Origin of the sequence: Mesorhizobium sp. M0166, from assembly GCF_040322255.1 — a bacterium.
Lineage (GTDB): Bacteria > Pseudomonadota > Alphaproteobacteria > Rhizobiales > Rhizobiaceae > Mesorhizobium.
The window spans coordinates 148,044-169,032 of the sequence record NZ_JAMYTD010000003.1 but is presented as its reverse complement, the minus strand read 5'-3'; the positions used below and the strand labels follow the sequence as shown (position 1 = coordinate 169,032).

The window sequence follows — 20,989 nt, the reverse complement described above, 5'->3', positions numbered from 1 at the left end:
GCTTGATGATGATGCGAATTTTCCGTTTCGCCAGTGTTGGCGCTGCCTTGCTCACCTTAGCCACCTCGCAGCTACTCGGCGCGGCCTTTGCGCAGACCGAGCCGACCCCGGCAGCACCCAAGACAGAGACCTTCGGCAGTTGGTCCACCACGGTGGACGAGGTCAACACCGGCGAGGATGTGCGCAAGACCTGCGCCGCCTCGACGGTCTTTTTCGACGCTAACGGGACCAGTGGCACCCTCACGCTGGCCATCTCGAATGGCGACGTACTGCCACCCGAGGGCTATCCGAGCCTCATCATCGCCGTGAAAAACAGTGAGTTGCCCAAAGGCGACAACATCCCGGCGGTGTTCCGCGACGTCAACGACAAGATCAAGGCTGGTTTTCATCTTATCGCCGACGGCCAGTGGATAGTGAACAACAAACGCGAGACCACGCTTGCCATACTGCGTGCCATGCGCCGCACCAGCGCCCTCGATGTCAGCTTCGCCGACAAGCCGGTCGCGACCATATCGATGGACGGCTTCACCAAGGCCTATCGCTATCTCGGCACGTCCTGCGGCTTCCCGACCGGCGACGTCGCTCCCTGATTGGCGTATTGCCGTCCAACTGATTGCCGCTCTCGCAATTTTGCTCGTGCCTCGCTATCTCTGAGGCGCGATCGGTCATCGGCCATACTTTGCCATCGTGGCAAAAACCTCTAAGCCTTTCGCTCCACGAGAATCGCGAACCGAAGGCTCTCCATGCGCTGTCCCTACTGCCAGTCCGAAGATACGCAGGTGAAGGATTCGCGCCCCGCCGAAGACGGCGCGGCGATCCGCAGGCGGCGCGTCTGCCCAGATTGCGGCGGCCGCTTCACCACTTTCGAGCGCGTGCAATTGCGCGACCTCGTCGTGGTGAAGAAGTCTGGACGCAAGGTGCCGTTCGACCGCGACAAGCTGCTGCGCTCGGTCGAAATCGCGGTACGCAAGCGCAATGTCGATCCCGAGCGCATCGACCGCGCGGTGACCGGCATCGTGCGCCAGCTTGAGAGCTCGGGCGAGACCGAAGTCGCATCCGGCGAAGTCGGCCGGCTGGTCATGGAGGCACTGAAGTCACTCGATGATGTCGCCTACGTGCGCTTTGCCTCCGTCTACCGCAATTTCCGCGAGGCCAAGGATTTCCACGACGTGTTGGGCGAGCTCAAGGGCGACGAGCTCAAAACCGACGAGCCTAGGGGCGAAGAGCTGAAGAGCGAAGAGGACGCCGGCTGAGCATGGCTGGGTCCGAGCGCAGCACGGCGGAGCAAGAGGTCCTCGATCGCCGCTATATGGCGGCGGCCCTCAGGCTGTCGCGCAAGAATGCCGGCCGGACCTCGACCAATCCTTCCGTCGGCACGCTGATCGTACGCGATGACGGCGACGGGCCGATGATCATCGGCAGCGGCGTCACCGCCGTCGGCGGCCGGCCGCATGCCGAGACCGAGGCTTTGGCGGAGGCCGGCGAACTGGCGCGCGGCGCCACCGCCTATGTAACGCTGGAGCCTTGCGCCCATCACGGCCGCACGCCGCCTTGCGCCAATGCGCTCGTCAGTGCCGGCGTGACGCGTGTGGTTGGCGCTGCCAGCGATCCGGACCCGCGTGTTTCCGGCAAGGGCTATGCAATCTTGCATGCCGCTGGCGTCGAGGTGGTGGAAAAAGTGCTGGCGGCCGAGGCCGCGGAGCAGATGGCCGGCTATTTGATTCGATCTTTGAACAAACGCCCGGAAGTGATCCTGAAACTTGCGCTTTCGAGCGACAACAAGATCGGCGTGAGAGGCGAGGGGCAGGTCTCCATCACCGGCGATATCGCCCGGCGCGAAGTCTATCTGATGCGCGCCGAAGCCGATGGCATATTGATCGGCATCGGCACGGCATTGGAAGACGATCCGGCGCTGACGGTTAGGCTTCCGGGACTGGAGAGCCGTTCGCCGGCGCGCATCGTGCTCGACCGTCAGATCAGGGTACCCGAGACTTCGAAATTGGTCGCCGGCGTCGACCGCGTGCCGCTCTATATCGCTGCCTGCGCCGAGGCCGATCCGCACCGGCGCGCCGCGCTCGAACGCGCCGGCGTTCGCTTCATCGGCACTGAGACGTATGAAGGCGATATTGCGCTGCCGGAACTGCTCGAGGATCTGGCGGCGCTCGGCATGGCCAGTGTCCTGGTCGAGGGCGGCGCCAAGGTGGCCAAGGCGTTCCTCGACGAACAACTGATCGATCGTATCGTGCTGTTTCAGGGGCCGGACGCGATCGGCGAGGGCGGCATTGCATCGCCGATCGATGCCAGCAATATCCCGCCGGGATTTCGCAAATTGCGCAACATGCGTTTCGGCGAAGATACATATGCGGAATGGATAAGAGACATCTAGGACCGAACTGATGTTCACGGGGCCAAACTAATGTTCACTGGAATCGTCACCGATGTCGGCACCGTCGCTGCCGTGAAGCCGCTCAGGGAAGGCGTCGGTTTGCGTATCGACACCGCCTACGATCCGCAGACCATTGCCATCGGCGCCTCGATTTCCTGCGGCGGCGTCTGCCTGACGGTAACCGGATTGCCGGAAGGTGGCGCCAACGCACGCTGGTTCGAGGTCGAGGCCTGGGAAGAGGCGCTCAGGCTGACGACCGCGATGGGTTGGAAATCCGGCACGCGGATCAACCTGGAGCGAGCGCTGAAGATCGGCGACGAGCTTGGCGGCCATATTGTGTCAGGCCATGTCGACGGCATGGCCGAGGTCGTAGCCCGCAAGGAAGAGGGTGATGCCGTGCGCTTTACCCTGGAAGCACCGCGCGAGCTTGCCAAATTCATCGCCCCCAAGGGTTCCGTCGCACTCGACGGCACTTCGCTCACCGTCAACAAGGTCGAAGGCAGCCGCTTTGACGTGCTGTTGATCCACCACTCGCTGACGGTCACCACCTGGGGCGGACGCCAGGTCGGCGACTGGGTCAATCTCGAGATCGACACCATGGCCCGCTACGCGGCGCGACTGGTGGAGGCGGCTAAAGAGGGGCTTTGAGGCGCTCGTCCATAAAGCCCATTCTCTGATGCGACCGCCGCCGAGTTGGCCTTGAAAGTTCCTTCGGCAATCTTCCGCTTGCGATCAAACCGGCTTCGGCCTAAGTCACCGGCGATCCCCGGAGACATCTATGGCTGGCACATCCCAACACGGCAAAGCGTTCATCCGTCCGAAGAAGAAGGCCCACCTTCTTGTCATCGAGGCGCGCTTTCACGACGACCTTGCCGACGCGTTGCTCGAAGGCGCGACAAAGGCCCTCGAGGAAGCGGGCGCGACATACGATGTCGTCACTGTTCCGGGCTCGCTCGAAATCCCGGCGGTGATTTCCTTCGCGCTCGACGGTGCCTCCGAAGGCGGGACGAACTATGACGGCTTCGTCGCCCTCGGCACGGTGGTCCGCGGCGACACTTATCATTTCGATATCGTCGCCAATGAATCCAGCCGTGCCCTGATGGACCTGTCCGTGCAGGATGCGGTCTGCATCGGCAACGGCATCCTGACCACGGAAAACGACGAACAGGCCTGGACACGGGCCAGGCGTTCGGAAGGCGACAAGGGCGGCTTTGCGGCGCGTGCGGCGCTGACCATGATCGCTCTAAAGGAACAGCTGGGAGAGCGAACGTGAGCGAACCCGCTTCGCCCGGCCAGCCTGCGGTTCGCCATGCCAACAAGCGCGGTGCTGCCCGTCTGGCCGCTGTGCAGGCGCTCTACCAGATGGACGTCGCCGGCAGCGGTGTGTTTGAGATCACCGCCGAATACGAGGCGTTCAGGCTCGGCAAGGAAGTCGACGGCGCGCTCTATCGCGAAGCCGATGCGCAATGGTTCCGCGCCATTCTTGCCGGCGTTGTCGAGCACCAGAAGACCATCGATCCAGTCATCCGACAGGCGCTGACCGAGGACTGGCCTCTGTCGAGGCTCGATTCCACATTGCGCGCCATATTGCGCGCCGGCGTCTACGAGCTGATGCAGCGCGAGGACGTGCCGGTGGCGGTCATCGTTTCCGAATATGTCGACATCGCCAAGGCATTTTACGAGGAAGACGAGCCGAAACTGGTCAATGCGGTGCTTGATCGCGTGTCGCGCCGGGTGCGCGGCGAGGGCCGCGGCAAGGACGCCCCATGACTGCCGTCGTCGCCGTTGAGGCGGGCAGGGAAGCGCGTCGCACCGCCTTCATCCTTGCAGCCTCGCAGGCGGTCATCGGTTCGGCGGCACCCATCGCCATTTCCATGGGTGGATTGGCCGGGCAGTACCTGCTCGATGCTGACAAGTCGCTGGCAACCGCGCCGATCACCGGTTTCAATGTCGGCGTGGCGCTCGGTTCCTTACCGGCCGCGGCGATCATCCGCCGGCTCGGCCAGCGCGATGGCTTCATGACCGGCACGGCGGTGACAGCGCTTGGCGGCCTGATCGCCACGTTGGCGCTGTTCCATGCCAGCTTCTGGCTGTTCGCTTTCGGCCTTGCCGTAATCGGCATCGGCGGTGCCTTTGTCCAGCAATTCCGCTTTGCCGCCGCCGACAATGCGCCGCCGGAATTCAAGGCGCGTGCCATCTCCTTCGTGCTGGCCGGCGGCATCGTCACCGCCGTACTCGGGCCGCAGATCGTCATCTTCACCGGCGATCTGTTCTCGCCGGTGAAGTTTGCCGGCGCGTTTTCGTCCATCCTGGTGCTGGCGGCGGTTGGCGCCGCCATTCTCTCTTTGTTGCGCATCCCAGCCAAGGCAACCGAGAAGGTGGAAATCGCCGACAGCGACGCCCGGCCGCTCTCAGAAATCGTCACCAGGCCACGCTTCATCGCGGCGTTGTTTTGCGCCATCGGCAGCTACGCACTGATGAGCTTCGTGATGACCGGCGCGCCGCTGGCCATGGTCGGCTGCGGCCTTTCGACCGACGACGCCACGCTCGGCATTTCCTGGCACGTCATGGCGATGTTCGCGCCGAGCTTCTTCACGGGGTCGCTGATCCATCGTTTTGGCGCGGAACGGATCGTGGCCATCGGGCTGGTGCTGCTCATTGGCTGCGGTATAGTCGCGCTGTCGGGGTTGGCACTGTGGCAGTTCTGGACGACGCTGATCCTGCTCGGCCTTGGCTGGAACTTCAGCTTCATCGGTGCCACCGCCATGGTGGCCGACAGCTACCAGCCATCCGAAAAAGGCAAGGTCCAGGGGTTCCACGATTTCGTCCTGTTCGGCTCCGTCGCCTTCGCCTCGCTGATGTCGGGCGCGGTCTACAATGCCTGGGGCTGGGAGATGCTGAACTGGATGATTTTCCCGGTCGTCGCGCTGTGCTTCGTGGCACTGGGCGTGTTGAAGATGACAGGCTTGCGCGCGGCCAGCTGACGTCACGCTGTCGGGACGAGGCAACAGCGGAGTCACTCGCATCCGAACAAAATTATTGCGTCCATCCCCCTTCTTATGAAACCGTGTACCCCGACGTGACATCGAAGCCATGCTCATATGCGGCAGCCGTATTCCGGTTCACAGCAAGGGATTTGTGAGATGTTTTCAATCAAGGTTCTGGCCGGCGCTGTACTGGCGCTCGGCATCACGGCAGCCTCGGCAAGCGCCCAGGTGGTGGTGTCGTCGAAGATCGACACCGAAGGCGGCGTGCTCGGCAACATCATCCAGCTGGTGCTGAACGCCAACAATATCCAGACCACCGACCGCATCCAGCTCGGGGGCACGCCCGTGGTACGCAAGGCGATTACAGCCGGCGAGATCGACATCTATCCCGAGTACACCGGCAACGCCGCCTTCTTCTTCGAGAAGGCCGACGATCCGGTGTGGAAAGATGCCGCCAAGGCCTACGAGACTGCCAAGAAGCTCGACTACGACGCCAACAAGATCGTCTGGCTATCCCCGTCACCGGCCAACAATACCTGGGCGATCGCCCTGCGTAAGGAAGTCGCCGATACCAACAAGCTCGTCACCCTCTCCGACTTCGGCAAATACGCCTCGGGCGGCGGCAAGGTGGTGCTGGCGGCCTCCGCCGAGTTCGTCAATTCGGCGGCCGCGCTGCCCGCTTTCCAGAAGACCTATGGCTTCACGCTGAAACCGGACCAGTTGATCACGCTGTCGGGCGGCGATACGGCGGCGACCATTGCCGCTGCGGCCAACCAGACCAACGGCGCCAACGCCGCCATGGTCTACGGCACCGACGGCGGCATCGCGCCCTCCGGCCTCGTCGTGCTTGAAGACAACAAGGGTGTGCAGCCGGTCTACCAGCCGGCGCCGATCATCCGCGAGGCGGTGCTGAAGGAGCATCCCGAAATCGAGACGCTGCTGAAGCCGGTCTTCGCCAAGCTCGATCTCGTCACGCTGCAGGAGTTGAATGGCCGCGTGCAGGTTGGCGGCGAGCCGGTCAAGGGCGTCGCTGAGGACTTTTTGAAGAAGAACGGCTTCCTGAAGTAAGGCAATTCCGGCGCGCCGCTGTCGAGGTGCGCCGGATCGGCCGACGGGGGAGGGCGTGCGCATCCGGTTCGACAAGCTCGGCGTGGTCATCGCGGCGATATCGGCCTATGCGGCTTTTGCGGCGCCATTCGCCACCTTCCGCGCCAATCGCATCGTACCCGGCGAGGCGCGCTCGATCCTCGAATCTTTGCCTGCGGCAGTCGGTCCGCTATTGATGGCGATTGTTGTCGCAGCGGCGCTCATTGCGCTGCTGAAAACGCCGCTTGCTCTGCGCCTCGCCGCCAGTGCGGTTGCACTTGCGGCGCTGGCGCTGCTGATCGGCGTTGCCGGCAGCTTCCTGACGCCCGCCGGCAACACCTTCGCCCGTATCTCGCCGGCTTCGGGCTTCTGGCTGCTTATCTTCGCCTTCACGCTTCTGCTCGCCGACGTGCTTACAAGGCTGAACCTGTCGCCGCAGGCACGGGTCGGCGTGCTCGTTGTCGCCGCAGCGGCGATCGGCCTGCTGCTGGTCTCGGGGAGCTGGAACAGCCTGTCGATCCTCAAGGAATATTTCAATCGCGCCGATAGTTTTTGGGCGGAAGGCTCCAAACACGTGAGGTTGGCGCTGGGTTCACTGGCGGCAGCAGTAATCATCGGCTTGCCGCTCGGCATCCTTTGCCACCGCGTCGAGAAATTGCGGGCCGGTGTGCTCAACGTACTGAACATCATCCAGACCATTCCTTCGATCGCGCTGTTCGGCCTCTTGATCGCACCGCTCGGCTGGGTTGCTTCGCATGTGCCGGGTGCTGCCGCGCTCGGGATTCGCGGCATCGGCACAGCGCCGGCTTTCGTCGCCCTGTTCCTCTATTCGCTGCTGCCGGTGGTGGCTAACACCGTGGTCGGCCTTGCCGGTGTACCGCGTGCCGCCAACGACGCAGCGCGCGGCATGGGCATGACCGACCGCCAGCGGCTGTTCGGCGTTGAGTTTCCGCTGGCCTTCCCGGTGATCCTCACCGGCATCCGTATCGTGCTGGTGCAGAATATCGGCCTCGCCACGATTGCCGCGCTGATCGGCGGCGGCGGCTTTGGTGTGTTCGTGTTCCAGGGCGTCGGCCAGACGGCGATGGATCTGGTGCTGCTCGGTGCCGTGCCGACGGTCGCGCTGGCCTTCGCCGCCGCCATCATCCTCGATGCAGTGATCGAAATGAGCGCCAGCAAGCGCAGGGTTGAAACGACATGATCGAGATCGAAGGCATCACCAAGCGCTACGGCGAGACGACAGTTGTCGACGACGTGTCGATAGTAATCGAGCCGCGCAGCATCGCCGTCATCGTCGGCACCTCCGGCTCCGGCAAGACGACGCTGCTTCGCATGATAAACCGGCTGGTCGAGCCGACGTCGGGCGTGATCAAGCTCGACGGCGTCGACAACCGCTCGGTGCCGGATTACGAGCTGCGTCGCAGCATCGGCTATGCCATCCAGGGCCACGGCCTGTTTCCGCATCGCACGGTGGCGCAGAACATCGCCACCGTGCCGGTATTGCTTGGCTGGGATGCCAACCGCATCAAGGCCCGCGTCGACGAGCTGATGAGGCTCTACCAACTCGACCCCGAAGCCTACGGGCCACGCTATCCGCATGAGCTTTCCGGCGGCCAGCAGCAGCGCGTCGGCGTCGCCCGCGCGCTTGCTGCGGAACCCAACGTGCTGTTGATGGATGAGCCGTTCGGCGCGCTCGATCCGATCATTCGCAACAAGGCGCAGGAGGACCTGCTGGCGATCCAGAAGCGCTTCGGCACCACCATCATCCTTGTCACCCATGACATGGAGGAGGCTGTTCACATGGGCGACAAGATCGCGGTGATGGATGGCGGCAAAGTGGTGCAATATGCCGGGCCGGCCGAGATACTGGCAAAACCGGCCAGTGCGTTTGTCGAAACCCTGGTAGGTGCCAGCGAAAAACCGTTCCGGCTGTTGTCGCTTGGCCGGGTCCGCGACGCGGTGGAAAAGGGCACCGCCGAAGGCGAGGCGATCCCCGGTGATGCCAGCCAGCGCGACGCGCTCGCCGAACTCCTGTGGTCGGGCCGCCCGGCGCTGCCGGTGAAGGATGCCGAAGGCAAGCCGCTTGGCCGCGTCACGGTGGACGGGCTGGTTAAGCGCGCGGCGAGGCCGGCATGAAGGCCTGGCTTCCCTCGCTGCTCAGGCTTGCCCTGGTGGTGGTGCTTATTGCCTTCGTCACCAATCCCGGCTGGTTCGAACCGCTGCTGAAGCCGCTGACAGAGAACAATGCGCCGGTAATCTACAATCAGGGCAGCCTGTTGACGCTGACGCTGCTGCATCTGCGGACCGTGCTGATCGCAACGGTTGCCGCGACGATCGTTGCAGTCGCGCTCGCCATCCTGGTCACCAGGCCGGCCGGCGCCGAATTCCTGCCGCTGTCGCGCAGCCTGGTCAATATAGGCCAGACCTTTCCACCGGTGGCGGTACTGGCGCTTGCCGTGCCGGCAGTCGGCTTCGGCGAAAAGCCGACGCTGATTGCGCTGTTTCTCTATGGGCTGCTGCCGATCTTCGAGAACGCGCTGACCGGCCTGACGACGCTGCCGGCCAACGTCGTCGAGGCGGCGCGTGGCGCCGGCATGACCGGCTGGCAAAGGCTGGTCAAGGTCGAGCTGCCGCTCAGCGCGCCGATCATTCTTGGCGGTATCCGGCTGTCGGTGGTGATCAGCCTCGCCACCGCGACCATCGGCTCGACGGTGGCAGCGAGGACACTGGGCGAGGTGATCATCGCCGGCCTGCTGTCGAACAACCTCGCCTTCATCCTGCAGGGCGGCCTGATCGTCGCCGCCCTTGCCGTGCTGATCTATGACGGGCTGTCGGCGATCGAGCGCTACACGGCTCGGCGCATGGGACGCGAGGCCGAGTAACCTCTCGGGGCGAAGTTCGTTTCTTTCAGCGGCCCGTTGAACGCGCTGGATGATCGAGCGTCAGTTCGAGCGTGGTGCCCGTTTCGCTAGCGACCCAGCGGCGGCGGATGATGGCGAAATCATGCCGTGTGTCGGCTCTAACCACAGAGACCAAGTCACCCACCGCGCAATCACTGTCGAGATCGAGGGCTTCGACAGTCTCGGCAATGTCTTGCTTGCCGGCATAATGTCTCGCGACAGCTGTGAGCACGATGATCACTGGCCCACCCGTTGCGCGATCTTCGGGACTCGGCGATTGATGAATGTGATGCCCCGATCTTTCAGCAGGAGTTCTTGCCATGACCGCGCGTTTCTCCAAGATCGTCATGTGTTTGTGTCTGGCGGCTTTCGCCTTCCTCGTCGCCTTCGGCAACATCACCGATTACGGGTCAAACTTCGCCTTTGTCCAGCATGTGCTGAGCATGGACACGACCTTTCCCGGCAACGCACTGATGTACCGCTCGATCACCAACCCGGCCTTGTGGACGGCGGGCTACTGGCTGATCATCATTGGCGAGGCGCTGACCTGCCTGCTCTACTTGATCGCCGCCTGGCAACTCTGGCAGGCGCGCAACGCCAGCGGACAGGCTTTCAACGACGCCAAGAAGTTCGCCATCATTGCCGCCACCATGGGTTTCCTCGTTTGGTATTTCGGCTTCATGGTCGTTGGCGGCGAGTGGTTCGCCATGTGGCAGTCTTCGACATGGAATGGTCAGGAAGCGGCGTTCAAATTCTACATGACCATGCTGGTGGTGCTGGTCTTCGTCATGCAGCCAGACGGCGACCCGCGCAAAGCCTGACGACCGTTCGCCGATTTCGATCGATCTAACCGGGCGGCAGTGTCGACAGGCGCACTGCCGTCCAGCCTTTTGGACGAAACCCGGGATCTTTTGGGCGAAAGCCGGACAAGAACCGAACAATATCTTGACGTTCCGAGCCCTGTTTCGCATAAGCCGCTGCGAAGGGACGGATTCCGGTTGCGGAAAATTCGTCCCTGTCTCAACGGCCCGGGGAGGGGTTCTTTTGGGCCACCAATCGAGGAAAATTCGGCAATGACCATAATTTCAGCTGTCATCGCCTGCGGTCTGCTTTCAGTCCTTTACGCCATCTGGGCGACACGTTCGGTCCTCGCGGCCGATCAGGGCAATGCACGCATGCAGGAAATTTCCGCGGCCATCCGCGAAGGCGCCCAAGCTTATTTGGCGCGCCAGTACACCACCATCGCCATCGTCGGCGTCGTGGTCCTGCTGCTTGCCTGGTGGCTGCTTTCGATCACCGCCGCCATCGGTTTCCTGATCGGCGCCGTTCTCTCGGGTGCCGCTGGCTTCATCGGCATGCACGTCTCGGTGCGCGCCAATGTGCGGACCGCGCAGGCAGCTTCCAACAGCCTCGCTGCCGGCCTCGAGATCGCCTTCAAGTCGGGCGCCATCACCGGCATGCTGGTTGCTGGCCTGGCCCTGCTCGGCGTCTCGATCTACTACCTGATCCTGACCCAGTTCATGGGTCTGCAGCCAAACGATCGCGTCGTCATCGACTCGCTTGTTTCGCTCGGCTTCGGCGCCTCGCTGATCTCGATCTTCGCTCGTCTCGGCGGCGGCATCTTCACAAAAGGCGCCGACGTCGGCGGGGATCTCGTCGGCAAGGTTGAAGCCGGCATTCCCGAAGACGATCCACGCAATCCGGCGACCATTGCCGACAATGTCGGCGACAATGTCGGCGATTGCGCCGGCATGGCCGCCGACCTGTTCGAGACCTATGCGGTGACCGTGGTCGCCACCATGGTCCTCGCCTCCATCTTCTTCGGTGGCACCGCCGTTCTCGGCGCGGCCATGCTCTATCCGCTGGCCATCTGCGGCGCCTGCATCCTCACCTCGATCGTCGGCACCTTCTTCGTCAAGCTCGGTTCCAGCGGCTCGATCATGGGCGCGCTCTACAAGGGCCTGATCGTCACCGGCCTGCTGTCGATTGTCGGCCTTGCCGTAGCCACTTCGGCATGTATCGGCTGGGGCGAGATCGGCACCGTCGCCGGCATGGCCATCACCGGCACGAACCTGTTCATCTGCGGCCTGGTCGGGCTTTTGGTAACCGGCCTGATCGTGGTGATCACCGAATATTATACCGGCACCAACAAGCGCCCGGTGAACTCGATCGCCCAGGCCTCGGTCACCGGTCACGGCACCAACGTCATCCAGGGCCTCGCGGTGTCGCTGGAATCGACGGCGTTGCCGGCGATCGTCATCGTCGGCGGCATCATCTCGACATACCAGCTTGCCGGCCTCTACGGCACGGCGATCGCGGTGACGACGATGCTTGGCCTCGCCGGCATGATCGTCGCGCTCGACGCCTTCGGCCCGGTCACCGACAATGCCGGCGGCATTGCCGAAATGGCCGGCCTGCCAAAGGAAGTGCGCCAGTCCACCGACGCGCTCGACGCGGTCGGCAACACCACCAAGGCGGTAACCAAGGGCTACGCCATCGGTTCGGCCGGTCTCGGCGCGCTGGTGCTGTTCGCGGCCTACTCCAACGACCTCAAGTTCTTTGCCGCCAATGGCGACAAATACCCCTACTTCCAGGGCATGGGCGAGGTCTCCTTCGACCTCTCCAATCCTTATGTCGTCGCCGGCCTGATCTTCGGCGGCCTGATCCCGTATCTGTTCGGCGGCATCGCCATGACCGCCGTCGGCCGAGCCGCGGGTGCTATCGTCCAGGAGGTGCGCAAGCAGTTCCGCGAGGATCCGGGCATCATGGCCGGCACCTCCAAGCCGAACTATGCGCGCGCCGTCGACCTTCTGACCAAGGCAGCGATCCGGGAGATGATCGTTCCATCATTGTTGCCGGTGCTGGCGCCGTTGGTGGTCTATTTCGGCGTCCTCCTGATCTCGGGTTCGAAGGCATCCGCCTTTGCCGCCCTCGGCGCCTCGCTGCTCGGCGTCATCGTCAACGGCCTGTTCGTTGCCATCTCGATGACCTCCGGCGGCGGTGCCTGGGACAACGCCAAGAAGTCGTTCGAAGACGGTTTCGTCGACAAGGACGGCCTCAAGCACCTCAAGGGCTCCGAAGCGCACAAGGCCTCGGTGACCGGCGACACGGTGGGTGATCCCTACAAGGATACTGCTGGGCCGGCGGTCAACCCGGCGATCAAGATCACCAACATCGTCGCGCTGCTGTTGCTGGCCGTGCTCGCGCACGGCTAAGCTCAGCCGCTACGACTCAAGACAAAACCCGCGGGATCGCTCCCGCGGGTTTTTCATTGCCTGAGATGTGCCGCTTACAGGGAAGCGAAAGGAACGAAAGCCGATACCGCCGGGGTGGATCAGGTGCCGCCGAGTGTGCTGCCGCCGCTGGCGCCCGGAACACCAGGCGCCAGCTTGCTGGCGCCACTGATGATCTGGCTGAGGAAGTTCTGGTCCTTGCCGCCGGTCGGCGTGGTGCGCGAGATGAAGTCGAACACTTTGCCGTCCTTCAGGCCGTAATTGGCGATCTGGGTGACGCGCCCGTCATCGCCAAAATAGACCGCCAGCACATGCTGGTCGACGAGCCGCGGCTTGTCGAAGGCGACATAGCGCTTGCGCGTCTGCGAAATGTAATAAAAGGCCTCGTTGTCGAAGGTCGCCTTCGTCGAGGGAGTGCCGAGCGCCAGCAGCACCTGTTCGCGACTTGAGCCGACCGGCACCAAGTCGATCGCCTGCTGGTCGATGACGTAGCCCTGCGTCAGCGTCTCGCTCGGATTGAGATCGCCGATCATCTTGGACGAATTGCAGGCGGAAAGCGCCGCGGCGATCACCAGCAGCGAAACCGCACCGGCGGGCCTGGGCAGGAAAGTCGACTTGAATTTCAGCGCGTGCAACTACAACTCCATAAGCTGGCCGCAACTTGCGCTGGGCCGCAAAACCGGTAAACCAGCTTGCTTGCCGATGCAACAAGGCCACTTCAACAAACGGTCCCGGGAGACCACCCTCTAATGTTCCAGCGCCTCTTTGGCCGCGAACGTCATGCCAACCGCGCCATCACCGAGGCGCTTTACGCACAAATCGTGGCGGCGGCGCGGCAAACGGTGTTTTATTCCGCCTGGAACGTGCCGGACACGCCGCTCGGCCGCTTCGAGATGCTGTCTTTGCACATGTTCCTGTTCCAGCACCGGTTGCGCGGCGAGGGCGGTGCCGCGGCAGAGGTAGCGCAGGTGCTGATCGACGAGTTCTTCATGGATGTCGAACATTCGTTGCGGGAACTGGGCATTGGCGACGTCGGCGTGCCGAAGCGCATGCGGAAACTGGCGAAGATGTTTTATGGCCGTACTGCCGCCTATGATGATGCGCTGCAACGAAATGACCATGATGCGCTTGCCGCCGCCCTTGCCCGCAATGTCCGGCCGGATGCCGGCGCCTGGCCGCAAGCGTCGCAACTGGCACTCTATGCCGCCGATGCATCCAGGCAACTCGCGGAACAGCCGACCGAATCGATCGTTTCCGGCACGGTGGCATTTCCCGTGGCCAACGCTTGAGCGACGGCAGGCCGAATGAAGGTGGCGAAGTGGAGGCGAAGATGAAACATCCTGATACCCACAGCCCAGTGTCGTTCCTGGCAAATGTCGCCCGGCTGCCGCAAAAGGGGCTACCGGTGGTGATCGATGCCGACGCTGGGCAGCGCGCCCTGCTGGCCGTCGAGCACGAGCTGCTTTCGGTCGAGAACTATCGCGCCGAACTCCTGGTCGAGCCCTGGAAGCGCAACGGGGTAAAAGTCAGCGGCCATGTCGAGGCCGATATAACGCAGGCCTGCATCGTCACCCTCGACCCGGTCGAGGCGCATATCGACGAGCCGCTCGAAGCGCTGTTCCTGCCAGAGCAATCCAAGCTCGGGCGGCAAGGTTTCGACGGCGGCGGTGAGATCCTGCTCGACGCCGAAGGCCCGGACAGCCCGGAAACCTTTTCGGGCGATACGATCGACGTCGGGGCGCTTGCCGAGCAGTTCTTTGGCTTGGCGATCGATCCCTATCCGCGCAAGCCGGGTGTGTCGCTGGAGGCCGCCGGCGATGCCGAGCCTGTGGAGAATGAATTCCAGCAAAAGCTCAGATCACTGTTGGGAAAATCCTGATGGCTGACCCAATTTGAGAAAAGTTGGTTGTGCGGCAGCCCAAAACCGTTATTTTCGCCGAACCTTCGCGAGCCCCGTATCTTGGCAAGCCCGCTGGCCAAGCAACCGTGAGATGAACACCGCGTGATCAGGATTTCCATCGATGCCATGGGCGGCGATCACGGGCCAAGCGTGGTCATCCCGGCGCTCATGACTGTCGCCACCCGCCGTCCGGATATACGCTTCGTCATTTACGGGCGCGAGGAAGTGGTACGGCCCGAACTCGCAAAATTCCCCAAGCTGGCGGAAGTGAGCGAGTTCATCCACTGCGAGATTGCAGTGCGGATGGACGACAAGCCGAGCCAGGCGCTGCGCCACGGTCGCTGGAAATCATCGATGTGGAAGGCCGTCGAGGCGGTTAAGGCAGGCACTGCCGACGCCTGCATCTCAGCCGGCAATACCGGCGCGCTGATGGCGATGTCCAGATTCTGCCTTCGCACTATGGCGACCATCGATCGCCCGGCAATCGCGGCGCTCTGGCCGACATTGCGCGGCGAAAGCGTGGTGCTGGACGTCGGCGCCACCATCGGCGCGGATGCGCATCAACTGGTTGATTTTGCCATTCTGGGCACCGGCATGGCGCGCTCGGTTTTCGGCATCGAACGGCCGAGCGTCGGCCTGCTCAATGTCGGCGTCGAGGAGATCAAGGGTCAGGAGGAGGTCAAGGAGGCGGGCCGTATGCTGCGCGAGGCCAACATGGCCTCGATGAACTACCATGGCTTTGTCGAGGGTGACGACATCGGCAAGGGCAGTGTCGACGTCGTCGTTACCGAAGGATTTGCCGGCAACATCGCGCTGAAGACGGCGGAAGGCACCGTCAGGCAGATCGCCGGCTATCTGCGCGCGGCGATGAACCGGACGCTGATGGCCAGGATCGGCTATATCTTCGCCAAGACCGCCTTCGATCGCCTGCGCGAGAAGATGGATGTCGGCCGCTCCAATGGCGGTGTCTTCCTCGGGTTGAACGGCATCGTGGTGAAAAGCCACGGCGGGGCTGATTCGGATGGCTTCGCGGCGGCGATCGAGCTTGGCTACGACATGGTGCGCAACAATCTGCTCGACCGCATCGAGGCCGATCTCGACCTGTTCCATGCCCGCAATCCGAATGCCCAGACAATCCGGAAATCCGACGTCGTCATCGACGCAAAGGAATAGGAAAGAGTATTGATCAGATCAGTCGTGCGCGGCACGGGCGCCGCGCTGCCTCGCCGCATTATGAAGAATGCCGATTTCGAAGGCATGGTCGAGACGTCGGACGAGTGGATCGTCCAGCGCACCGGCATTCGCCAGCGCCACATTGCGGCCGACGACGAGACGACGGCCTCGCTGGGCGAGGCGGCAGCGCGCGCAGCCCTCGACAGCGCCGGCCTGACGGCTGACGACGTCGACCTGATCGTGCTGGCGACCTCGACGCCCAACAACACCTTTCCCGCGACGGCGGTCGAGATCCAGAACCGGCTCGGCATGCACCACGGTTTTGCCTTCGACCTGCAGGCGGTCTGCTCCGGCTTCGTCTATGCAGTGACGACCGCCGACCTCTATATCCGCGGCGGCTTGGCCAGACGGGTGCTGGTGATCGGCTCGGAAACGTTTTCGCGTATTCTCGACTGGAACGACCGCTCGACCTGCGTCTTGTTCGGCGACGGCGCCGGCGCGATGGTGCTGGAAGCAGGCACGGGGGCAGGCGGCATCGGCGACCGAGGCGTTCTGGCAGCCAGCCTGCGCTCCGACGGCATCCACAAGGACAAGCTTTTCGTCGACGGTGGGCCGTCGACCACAGGAACGGTCGGGCACCTCAGGATGGAAGGCCGCGAAGTGTTCAAGCACGCGGTCGGCATGATCACCGACGTCATCGAGGCGACGTTCGCACAGGCCGGCATCAGCGCCGGCGACCTCGACTGGTTCGTGCCGCATCAAGCCAATAAACGAATTATTGACGCTTCGGCCAAAAAGCTCGGGATAGAGGAGCGGAAGGTGGTGGTGACCGTCGATTTGCACGGTAATACCTCGGCTGCTTCCGTGCCGCTGGCACTGTCCGCGGCCGTCGCCGATGGTCGCATCAAAAAGGGTGACCTGGTGCTGCTCGAGGCGATGGGCGGGGGCTTCACCTGGGGCGCGGTCCTGCTCCGCTGGTAAGTGCCGAACTATCGGGTTCGGGTCCTTGACCTTGACGGATCAATTACTTAGGTTCTGCCGTTGCTTGTATCGATTTATGTTTTTGAGCTGATGGGACGGTTCGTATGGGGGGAAAGACACTTACGCGCGCCGACCTCGCCGAAGCCGTTTATCGCAAGGTTGGGCTGTCACGTACTGAATCCGCCGAGCTTGTCGAGGCGGTGCTGAATGAGATCTGCGAAGCGATCGTTCGCGGCGAGACGGTGAAGCTGTCGTCCTTCGCGACCTTCCATGTCCGCTCCAAGAACGAGCGCATCGGGCGCAATCCCAAGACCGGTGAGGAAGTGCCAATCCTGCCGCGCCGGGTGATGACCTTCAAATCATCGAACGTGCTGAAGAACCGTATCCTGCGCTCCCATCAAAGCAGCAAAGCCAAGGGCAGCAAGTAGACGTCCACTCCCGCTTTGCCGAGAATCATGCTCCCAGGCTTCGGTTGAAAAACGAACCCTGCTTTTGCGCCGGGCTTGAATATTGTTTCATAAACCGCTGAAATAAGATGCGATTCGGCAGGCCGGATCGGTATTTGGGTGTGATCCGTTCCGACGGGACGGGAAGCTGCTCTCCTTGTTAAGCGTAATGTCGCCCGAACCGGTTCCCACCTTTCGCGATCATGTTCTAGCGTGAGGATTCGTCCATGGACAAGAGCCCCGATGCTTTCCGCACCATCAGCGAGGTCGCGGAGGATCTGGATTTGCCGCAGCACGTGCTGCGCTTCTGGGAGACGCGTTTCAACCAGATCAAGCCGATGAAGCGCGGCGGCGGCCGCCGCTACTACCGTCCGCAGGACGTCGAGCTGATCAAGGGTATTCGCCATATGCTCTACGATCAGGGCTATACGATCAAGGGCGTGCAGAAGCTGTTGCGCGAGAACGGCAACCAGTTTCTGATCGCCGTCGGCAGTGGCGACATGGCGGCGGTCGAGGCGATCTCGCAGCGCCGACAGGCTGACGCGGTACCGCTGACGCAAGCGGCGCAGCCGCGCGGCCCGGACGACGAAATGCTGGTCGGCCAGCCGAGGGTGAAACCCAGCCGTCGTTTTTTCGGCATAGGCAAGACCGACGAGGAAGGCCCGGTTCCGCCGGACACGTCAAAACTTTCCCGTGACAATCGCGCTTTGCTGCAGGAGGCGCTATTCGACCTCCTGGAATGCAAGCGCCTGCTCGATCAGGTTCGCTAGAGCCCGCCGGGTTGACCGGAACGGTCTTCAGGGTCATGCGTTAGGCTTCCTTCTGCAGATGAAGGAAGCACGTCATGGCATCGCTTTCGAGCATCTCCGACACCGATCTGAACAAGCAGGTCGCGGCCTTGACCAGGGAACTGGCCACCTTGAAGAAAGCCGTGTTGAAGCAGGGCGGCGCCTTTTACGAAGACGGGCGCGATACCGCGTCGGATTATTATTCGGATATCACTGAGCGGCTCGGCCACGCCTTGCCGGCAATCAGAAGGCAAGGCCGGGCGATCGAGCAGACCGCCCGAGATCACCCGGCGACAGCGGCCGCTGTCGGGCTGGTTCTGGTCGGGCTCGTCGCCAGTCTGTTCCTCACTGGCCGGCAGCAAAACGTGCCGCGAGCGCGTTCAAGGTCGGCACGTTGAGATAAGCAAATGGCGGTGGTCGGCGGACCGCCGCCATTTTTCGCCGACACGGCAAACCCGGCAAGCGCGCCGCCCTTGGTCAAGGACCAGAACGCCTGCTTGCCGGTCGTTCGCCCGAGGGTGTTTTCAGTACTTCTTCGCCACAACCTTCTTGTGGTGGTGGCGGTAGTGGTGGACGCGGTGATGGTAGTGATGGCGGTGATGCTTCTTGACGGTGGTCTGCATCGTCGTTGCGTTCGCGCTGCTTGCGCCGATGATCGGCATTGAAAGGGCAAGTGCGATTGCAAGTCCAAGGGCGGAGAGAAGAGGCTTCTTCATGACATCGTTTCCTTTTTGCGCAGGCGGAATTTGAGCGTCACTGATTCAGGTTGGTGACTCGAGCGCTGCAGTTGGGACTATCGCCTTGGAGTTTTTCGGTAGTTTTTCCGGCCTGTAGAATTTTGTTTCCGGACTGTGTCTGCCGACGATCCGGCCAGATGTCGGCTCGCCGGCATCCGCCTTCATTCCGGCGTCGGTTCACGATGCCGTGACGCTATCTTTGATGCTTGGCAAATCACCGGCGAGCGGGCATTCTCCCGATCGTCTCAGGCAACAACATGATTTGATCTAACTCTTTCATCCCACGGAGTTGCCAATGCCCCAAATAGCAAAACGCGAACCTTACTCCGAACTGGCGGCGAGCGCGGTTACGCCTGAACGCAGTGCTGTCCGAACCGCCCGGGAAGCCCGTGGATACAGCATCGAAGAGCTGTCCCTGGCGTGCGGGCTGGCAGCCTATGAGATTGCCGACATTGAAAGCGGCAAGGATGCCGATCCCTCGAAACGTCGGCGTATTGCCTCCGCGCTTCAGTTTCCGGAAAGCGCTCTGTTTGATGAAGCCGTGTTGCACGCCAAAAGGCGATCCGTGTCGTAGCGGCGTGCCATGCTTTTGTTCCACGAGCTCGCCATGGGTCGCCCTGGCGGGCTTCGTTTTTTTCGGCCACGTAGTAGACTTGCCGGCCGCCACGGCGACGCCAGACGGAAATTGCTGGAGATGAGCCTCGAATCCGTTCGCGCCTTCTTCGCCGCACACGCGCCCGACATTGACGTCATCGTCACGGAGGCAAGCTCGGCGACGGTGCCTCTTGCAGCCGAAGCGCACGGCGTAGCGCCGGCGCAGATCGCCAAGACGATCTGCTTGCGCGCCGGCGACCAGACGATGCTGATCGTGGCCGGCGGGGTCTCCAGGCTGGACAACCGCAAGTTCAAGGACCGGTTCGGCGGCAAGGCGCGAATGCTGGACGCCGAGCAGGTGTTCGCCGCGACCGGTCATCCCGTCGGCGGCGTATGTCCGTTCGGCCTGCCATCACCGCTGCCGGTCTATTGCGACATCTCGCTGCGCGCCTTTGACGAAGTTGTCCCCGCCGCAGGCGCAACCAACGCCGCCGTGCGGCTCAGCCCGCAACGCATGGCGGAACTCGTTGGCGCAGAATGGGTGGATGTTTGCCAGTAGCCATTTATCCGGGTCCTGGGACCCGCTGAGCGCTACCGCTATTCGGTCTTCTGCGACTCTTCTTTCTTGATCGTCTGAGCGTCCGTGACAGTCGACATATCGGCCTTGTCGACGCTCGCTGTCTTCGTCTGCGTGTCGACCGATGCCTGGACCTTGGAATGCGCGGGGCAGTCCGCAGAGGCAGCTGATATGGACATGGTCAGTGCCGCAGCCATTGCGAGGAATGTCTTCATGGTCACTCTCCTCTTTCGTTCGATGGGTAAAGTTAGCCCGTCTGGCGCCGACCGCAAAATCACATTTGTTCACACGCGCTCTTGCGCACACGGAAGCCTACGCTGGCCCAGCAATTCAATTGGTTGCGCGGATAGCCGCTTGCCGTATCAAAGCCCACCGGCTGCGGCCATAGGATTTTTGGCGTTAAAGATCTCGCCGCTCAGAGCCAGTCTCAAATCTTCGGCGCTGAGCTGACCGCTTTCAAATAAATCCATCACCCTGCGGCCGAGCACGTCTCTGCCTGGATCGCCGTCAGCGAGGCCTAGTTCACGGCATCGGGCATCAAGTGCCCTGGTCAACATGGTCAGCTCGGCAGGACAGGCAACTCCTTGAAGCGACATTGCATCTCTCCTGAAAGGGCGAAAGCGCGTGGCATCTTCGAAGCGTCCGCTCGCCCTTACAACTGCGGACGACGGCGATTCAACTAAAACCAACCTTTTTCGAACTCAACATTCAATCGTACCAAAACGCCGCGCGCTCCAATGGGAGGATACTGCTACAATACGGGATGGCCGTCCGAATAGCGGTTGTCCTCGCGCTTCTTTTCGCCTTCGCCTACGGTTTCGCAAAACTCGCGGAACATTATGGCGGCGTTCGCGACCGGCCCTCTCCGTGTAAAGAATTGCCCTATCCTGATTGTCCTGACCAAAAAGCTCCTCCCCGGGAAGAAACTAAGCCTTGAGCAGGCGCTTGTTCAGGTCAGGCCAGCCATCGGCATTGAACTAGTTCTTTCCAACCGACGGTTGGTGGACGCATTGCAGCTGATGCGCCTAGGGTTCACTACGATCCGCGCGCACCGGGCATGCCCAACCCCCGAGTCACCCCTGCCTGATGCAAGGCGCCTGATCGAGTCCCGCCGTTCTGGCATGTGCGGCGGGACCTTTTTTCATTGAAGCTGGAACACGGGCTCACGGTGAAGGTTGGCGTACGCAGCAAACCTTACCTA

27 protein-coding genes are annotated in these 20,989 nt (G+C 62.5%); 22 read left to right on the top strand and 5 right to left on the bottom strand.

Annotated elements, in window-relative coordinates; all coding sequences use genetic code 11:
- Positions 1-5 precede the first annotated feature (5 nt).
- The 11 genes from NKJ46_RS05445 to NKJ46_RS05395 all read left to right on the top strand — a co-directional run bounded on the left by NKJ46_RS05445 (position 6) and on the right by NKJ46_RS05395 (position 9,341).
- Entirely contained in the window at positions 6-590 is a 585-nt protein-coding gene (locus NKJ46_RS05445) for an invasion associated locus B family protein (protein WP_352662808.1), read from the top strand.
- 153 nt (positions 591-743) lie between these two features.
- The gene (gene nrdR / locus NKJ46_RS05440; RefSeq protein ID WP_292658679.1) at positions 744-1,253 is read left to right on the top strand and encodes a transcriptional regulator NrdR; all 510 of its coding nucleotides are present in this window, start codon (positions 744-746) and stop codon (positions 1,251-1,253) included.
- Between the two features lie 2 nt (positions 1,254-1,255).
- The gene (ribD, locus tag NKJ46_RS05435; protein ID WP_352662804.1) at positions 1,256-2,386 is read left to right on the top strand and encodes a bifunctional diaminohydroxyphosphoribosylaminopyrimidine deaminase/5-amino-6-(5-phosphoribosylamino)uracil reductase RibD; all 1,131 of its coding nucleotides are present in this window, start codon (positions 1,256-1,258) and stop codon (positions 2,384-2,386) included.
- A 30-nt stretch (positions 2,387-2,416) separates the two neighbouring features.
- Positions 2,417-3,034, top strand: a complete 618-nt coding sequence (locus tag NKJ46_RS05430) for a riboflavin synthase (RefSeq protein ID WP_352662801.1) — start codon at positions 2,417-2,419, stop codon at positions 3,032-3,034.
- Positions 3,035-3,164: 130 nt separating this feature from the next.
- Positions 3,165-3,659 (top strand): 6,7-dimethyl-8-ribityllumazine synthase, encoded by a 495-nt coding sequence (gene ribH, locus NKJ46_RS05425; RefSeq protein WP_352449305.1) that lies wholly within the window; start codon positions 3,165-3,167, stop codon positions 3,657-3,659.
- The gene (gene nusB, locus NKJ46_RS05420) at positions 3,656-4,156 is read left to right on the top strand and encodes a transcription antitermination factor NusB (protein WP_352662798.1); all 501 of its coding nucleotides are present in this window, start codon (positions 3,656-3,658) and stop codon (positions 4,154-4,156) included. Before ribH ends, nusB begins: the two co-directional genes overlap by 4 nt.
- The gene (locus tag NKJ46_RS05415; protein WP_352662795.1) at positions 4,153-5,370 is read left to right on the top strand and encodes an MFS transporter; all 1,218 of its coding nucleotides are present in this window, start codon (positions 4,153-4,155) and stop codon (positions 5,368-5,370) included. The genes nusB and NKJ46_RS05415 overlap by 4 nt, the downstream gene beginning before the upstream one ends.
- Positions 5,371-5,529: 159 nt before the next feature.
- A complete protein-coding gene (gene osmF, locus NKJ46_RS05410) occupies positions 5,530-6,441 on the top strand; it encodes a glycine betaine ABC transporter substrate-binding protein OsmF (RefSeq protein WP_352662792.1) in 912 nt (303 codons plus the stop codon).
- Positions 6,442-6,496: 55 nt separating this feature from the next.
- On the top strand, positions 6,497-7,660 hold the full coding sequence (locus NKJ46_RS05405) for an ABC transporter permease (RefSeq protein ID WP_352662789.1): 1,164 nt from the start codon (positions 6,497-6,499) through the stop codon (positions 7,658-7,660).
- Positions 7,657-8,595, top strand: coding sequence for an ABC transporter ATP-binding protein (locus NKJ46_RS05400; RefSeq protein ID WP_352662786.1), 939 nt, complete (start codon positions 7,657-7,659; stop codon positions 8,593-8,595). Before NKJ46_RS05405 ends, NKJ46_RS05400 begins: the two co-directional genes overlap by 4 nt.
- A complete protein-coding gene (locus NKJ46_RS05395; protein ID WP_352662783.1) occupies positions 8,592-9,341 on the top strand; it encodes an ABC transporter permease in 750 nt (249 codons plus the stop codon). Before NKJ46_RS05400 ends, NKJ46_RS05395 begins: the two co-directional genes overlap by 4 nt.
- A gap of 25 nt (positions 9,342-9,366) precedes the next feature.
- Here NKJ46_RS05395 and NKJ46_RS05390 read toward each other — a convergent pair whose 3' ends face one another.
- Complete coding sequence (locus NKJ46_RS05390) at positions 9,367-9,600, bottom strand: hypothetical protein (protein ID WP_352662780.1); 234 nt, start codon at positions 9,598-9,600, stop codon at positions 9,367-9,369.
- A gap of 79 nt (positions 9,601-9,679) precedes the next feature.
- Here NKJ46_RS05390 and NKJ46_RS05385 point away from each other — a divergent pair, with 79 nt between their 5' ends.
- Together NKJ46_RS05385 and NKJ46_RS05380 are read left to right on the top strand one after the other, a co-directional pair.
- Complete coding sequence (locus NKJ46_RS05385; RefSeq protein WP_352662777.1) at positions 9,680-10,180, top strand: DUF2165 family protein; 501 nt, start codon at positions 9,680-9,682, stop codon at positions 10,178-10,180.
- Positions 10,181-10,432: 252 nt separating this feature from the next.
- Positions 10,433-12,574, top strand: a complete 2,142-nt coding sequence (locus NKJ46_RS05380) for a sodium-translocating pyrophosphatase (RefSeq protein WP_352662774.1) — start codon at positions 10,433-10,435, stop codon at positions 12,572-12,574.
- 119 nt (positions 12,575-12,693) lie between these two features.
- On the opposite strand, the gene NKJ46_RS05375 is transcribed toward NKJ46_RS05380, so the two are convergent.
- Positions 12,694-13,227: an outer membrane protein assembly factor BamE gene (locus NKJ46_RS05375; protein WP_352662772.1), complete on the bottom strand. Its 534-nt coding sequence runs from the start codon at positions 13,225-13,227 to the stop codon at positions 12,694-12,696.
- A 114-nt stretch (positions 13,228-13,341) separates the two neighbouring features.
- Here NKJ46_RS05375 and NKJ46_RS05370 point away from each other — a divergent pair, with 114 nt between their 5' ends.
- From NKJ46_RS05370 to NKJ46_RS05340, 7 genes are all read left to right on the top strand, one after another.
- Positions 13,342-13,881, top strand: a complete 540-nt coding sequence (locus NKJ46_RS05370; protein WP_023674506.1) for a ubiquinol-cytochrome C chaperone family protein — start codon at positions 13,342-13,344, stop codon at positions 13,879-13,881.
- 41 nt (positions 13,882-13,922) lie between these two features.
- Positions 13,923-14,471, top strand: coding sequence for a YceD family protein (locus NKJ46_RS05365; protein ID WP_352662769.1), 549 nt, complete (start codon positions 13,923-13,925; stop codon positions 14,469-14,471).
- A gap of 123 nt (positions 14,472-14,594) precedes the next feature.
- Positions 14,595-15,665 carry a phosphate acyltransferase PlsX gene (gene plsX / locus NKJ46_RS05360; protein WP_352449317.1) on the top strand — a complete coding sequence of 357 codons (1,071 nt, stop codon included), beginning with the start codon at positions 14,595-14,597 and terminating at the stop codon, positions 15,663-15,665.
- A gap of 9 nt (positions 15,666-15,674) precedes the next feature.
- Positions 15,675-16,646, top strand: a complete 972-nt coding sequence (locus NKJ46_RS05355; protein WP_352662766.1) for a beta-ketoacyl-ACP synthase III — start codon at positions 15,675-15,677, stop codon at positions 16,644-16,646.
- A gap of 104 nt (positions 16,647-16,750) precedes the next feature.
- Positions 16,751-17,074 carry an integration host factor subunit alpha gene (locus tag NKJ46_RS05350; RefSeq protein WP_352662763.1) on the top strand — a complete coding sequence of 108 codons (324 nt, stop codon included), beginning with the start codon at positions 16,751-16,753 and terminating at the stop codon, positions 17,072-17,074.
- Positions 17,075-17,319: 245 nt separating this feature from the next.
- Positions 17,320-17,862 carry a MerR family transcriptional regulator gene (locus NKJ46_RS05345; protein WP_352662760.1) on the top strand — a complete coding sequence of 181 codons (543 nt, stop codon included), beginning with the start codon at positions 17,320-17,322 and terminating at the stop codon, positions 17,860-17,862.
- 74 nt (positions 17,863-17,936) lie between these two features.
- Entirely contained in the window at positions 17,937-18,278 is a 342-nt protein-coding gene (locus tag NKJ46_RS05340; protein WP_352662757.1) for a hypothetical protein, read from the top strand.
- Positions 18,279-18,404: 126 nt separating this feature from the next.
- Here NKJ46_RS05340 and NKJ46_RS05335 read toward each other — a convergent pair whose 3' ends face one another.
- Entirely contained in the window at positions 18,405-18,596 is a 192-nt protein-coding gene (locus NKJ46_RS05335) for a hypothetical protein (RefSeq protein WP_352662754.1), read from the bottom strand.
- Positions 18,597-18,912: 316 nt separating this feature from the next.
- Between NKJ46_RS05335 and NKJ46_RS05330 the strand changes: the two genes are divergently transcribed.
- Positions 18,913-19,191, top strand: a complete 279-nt coding sequence (locus NKJ46_RS05330; protein WP_352662751.1) for a helix-turn-helix domain-containing protein — start codon at positions 18,913-18,915, stop codon at positions 19,189-19,191.
- A 120-nt stretch (positions 19,192-19,311) separates the two neighbouring features.
- A complete protein-coding gene (locus NKJ46_RS05325) occupies positions 19,312-19,770 on the top strand; it encodes a YbaK/EbsC family protein (protein ID WP_352662748.1) in 459 nt (152 codons plus the stop codon).
- A 38-nt stretch (positions 19,771-19,808) separates the two neighbouring features.
- On the opposite strand, the gene NKJ46_RS05320 is transcribed toward NKJ46_RS05325, so the two are convergent.
- Together NKJ46_RS05320 and NKJ46_RS05315 are read right to left on the bottom strand one after the other, a co-directional pair.
- Positions 19,809-20,003, bottom strand: a complete 195-nt coding sequence (locus tag NKJ46_RS05320) for a hypothetical protein (protein WP_352662745.1) — start codon at positions 20,001-20,003, stop codon at positions 19,809-19,811.
- Positions 20,004-20,150: 147 nt separating this feature from the next.
- Positions 20,151-20,384, bottom strand: a complete 234-nt coding sequence (locus tag NKJ46_RS05315) for a hypothetical protein (RefSeq protein WP_352662742.1) — start codon at positions 20,382-20,384, stop codon at positions 20,151-20,153.
- Positions 20,385-20,989: the final 605 nt, after the last annotated feature.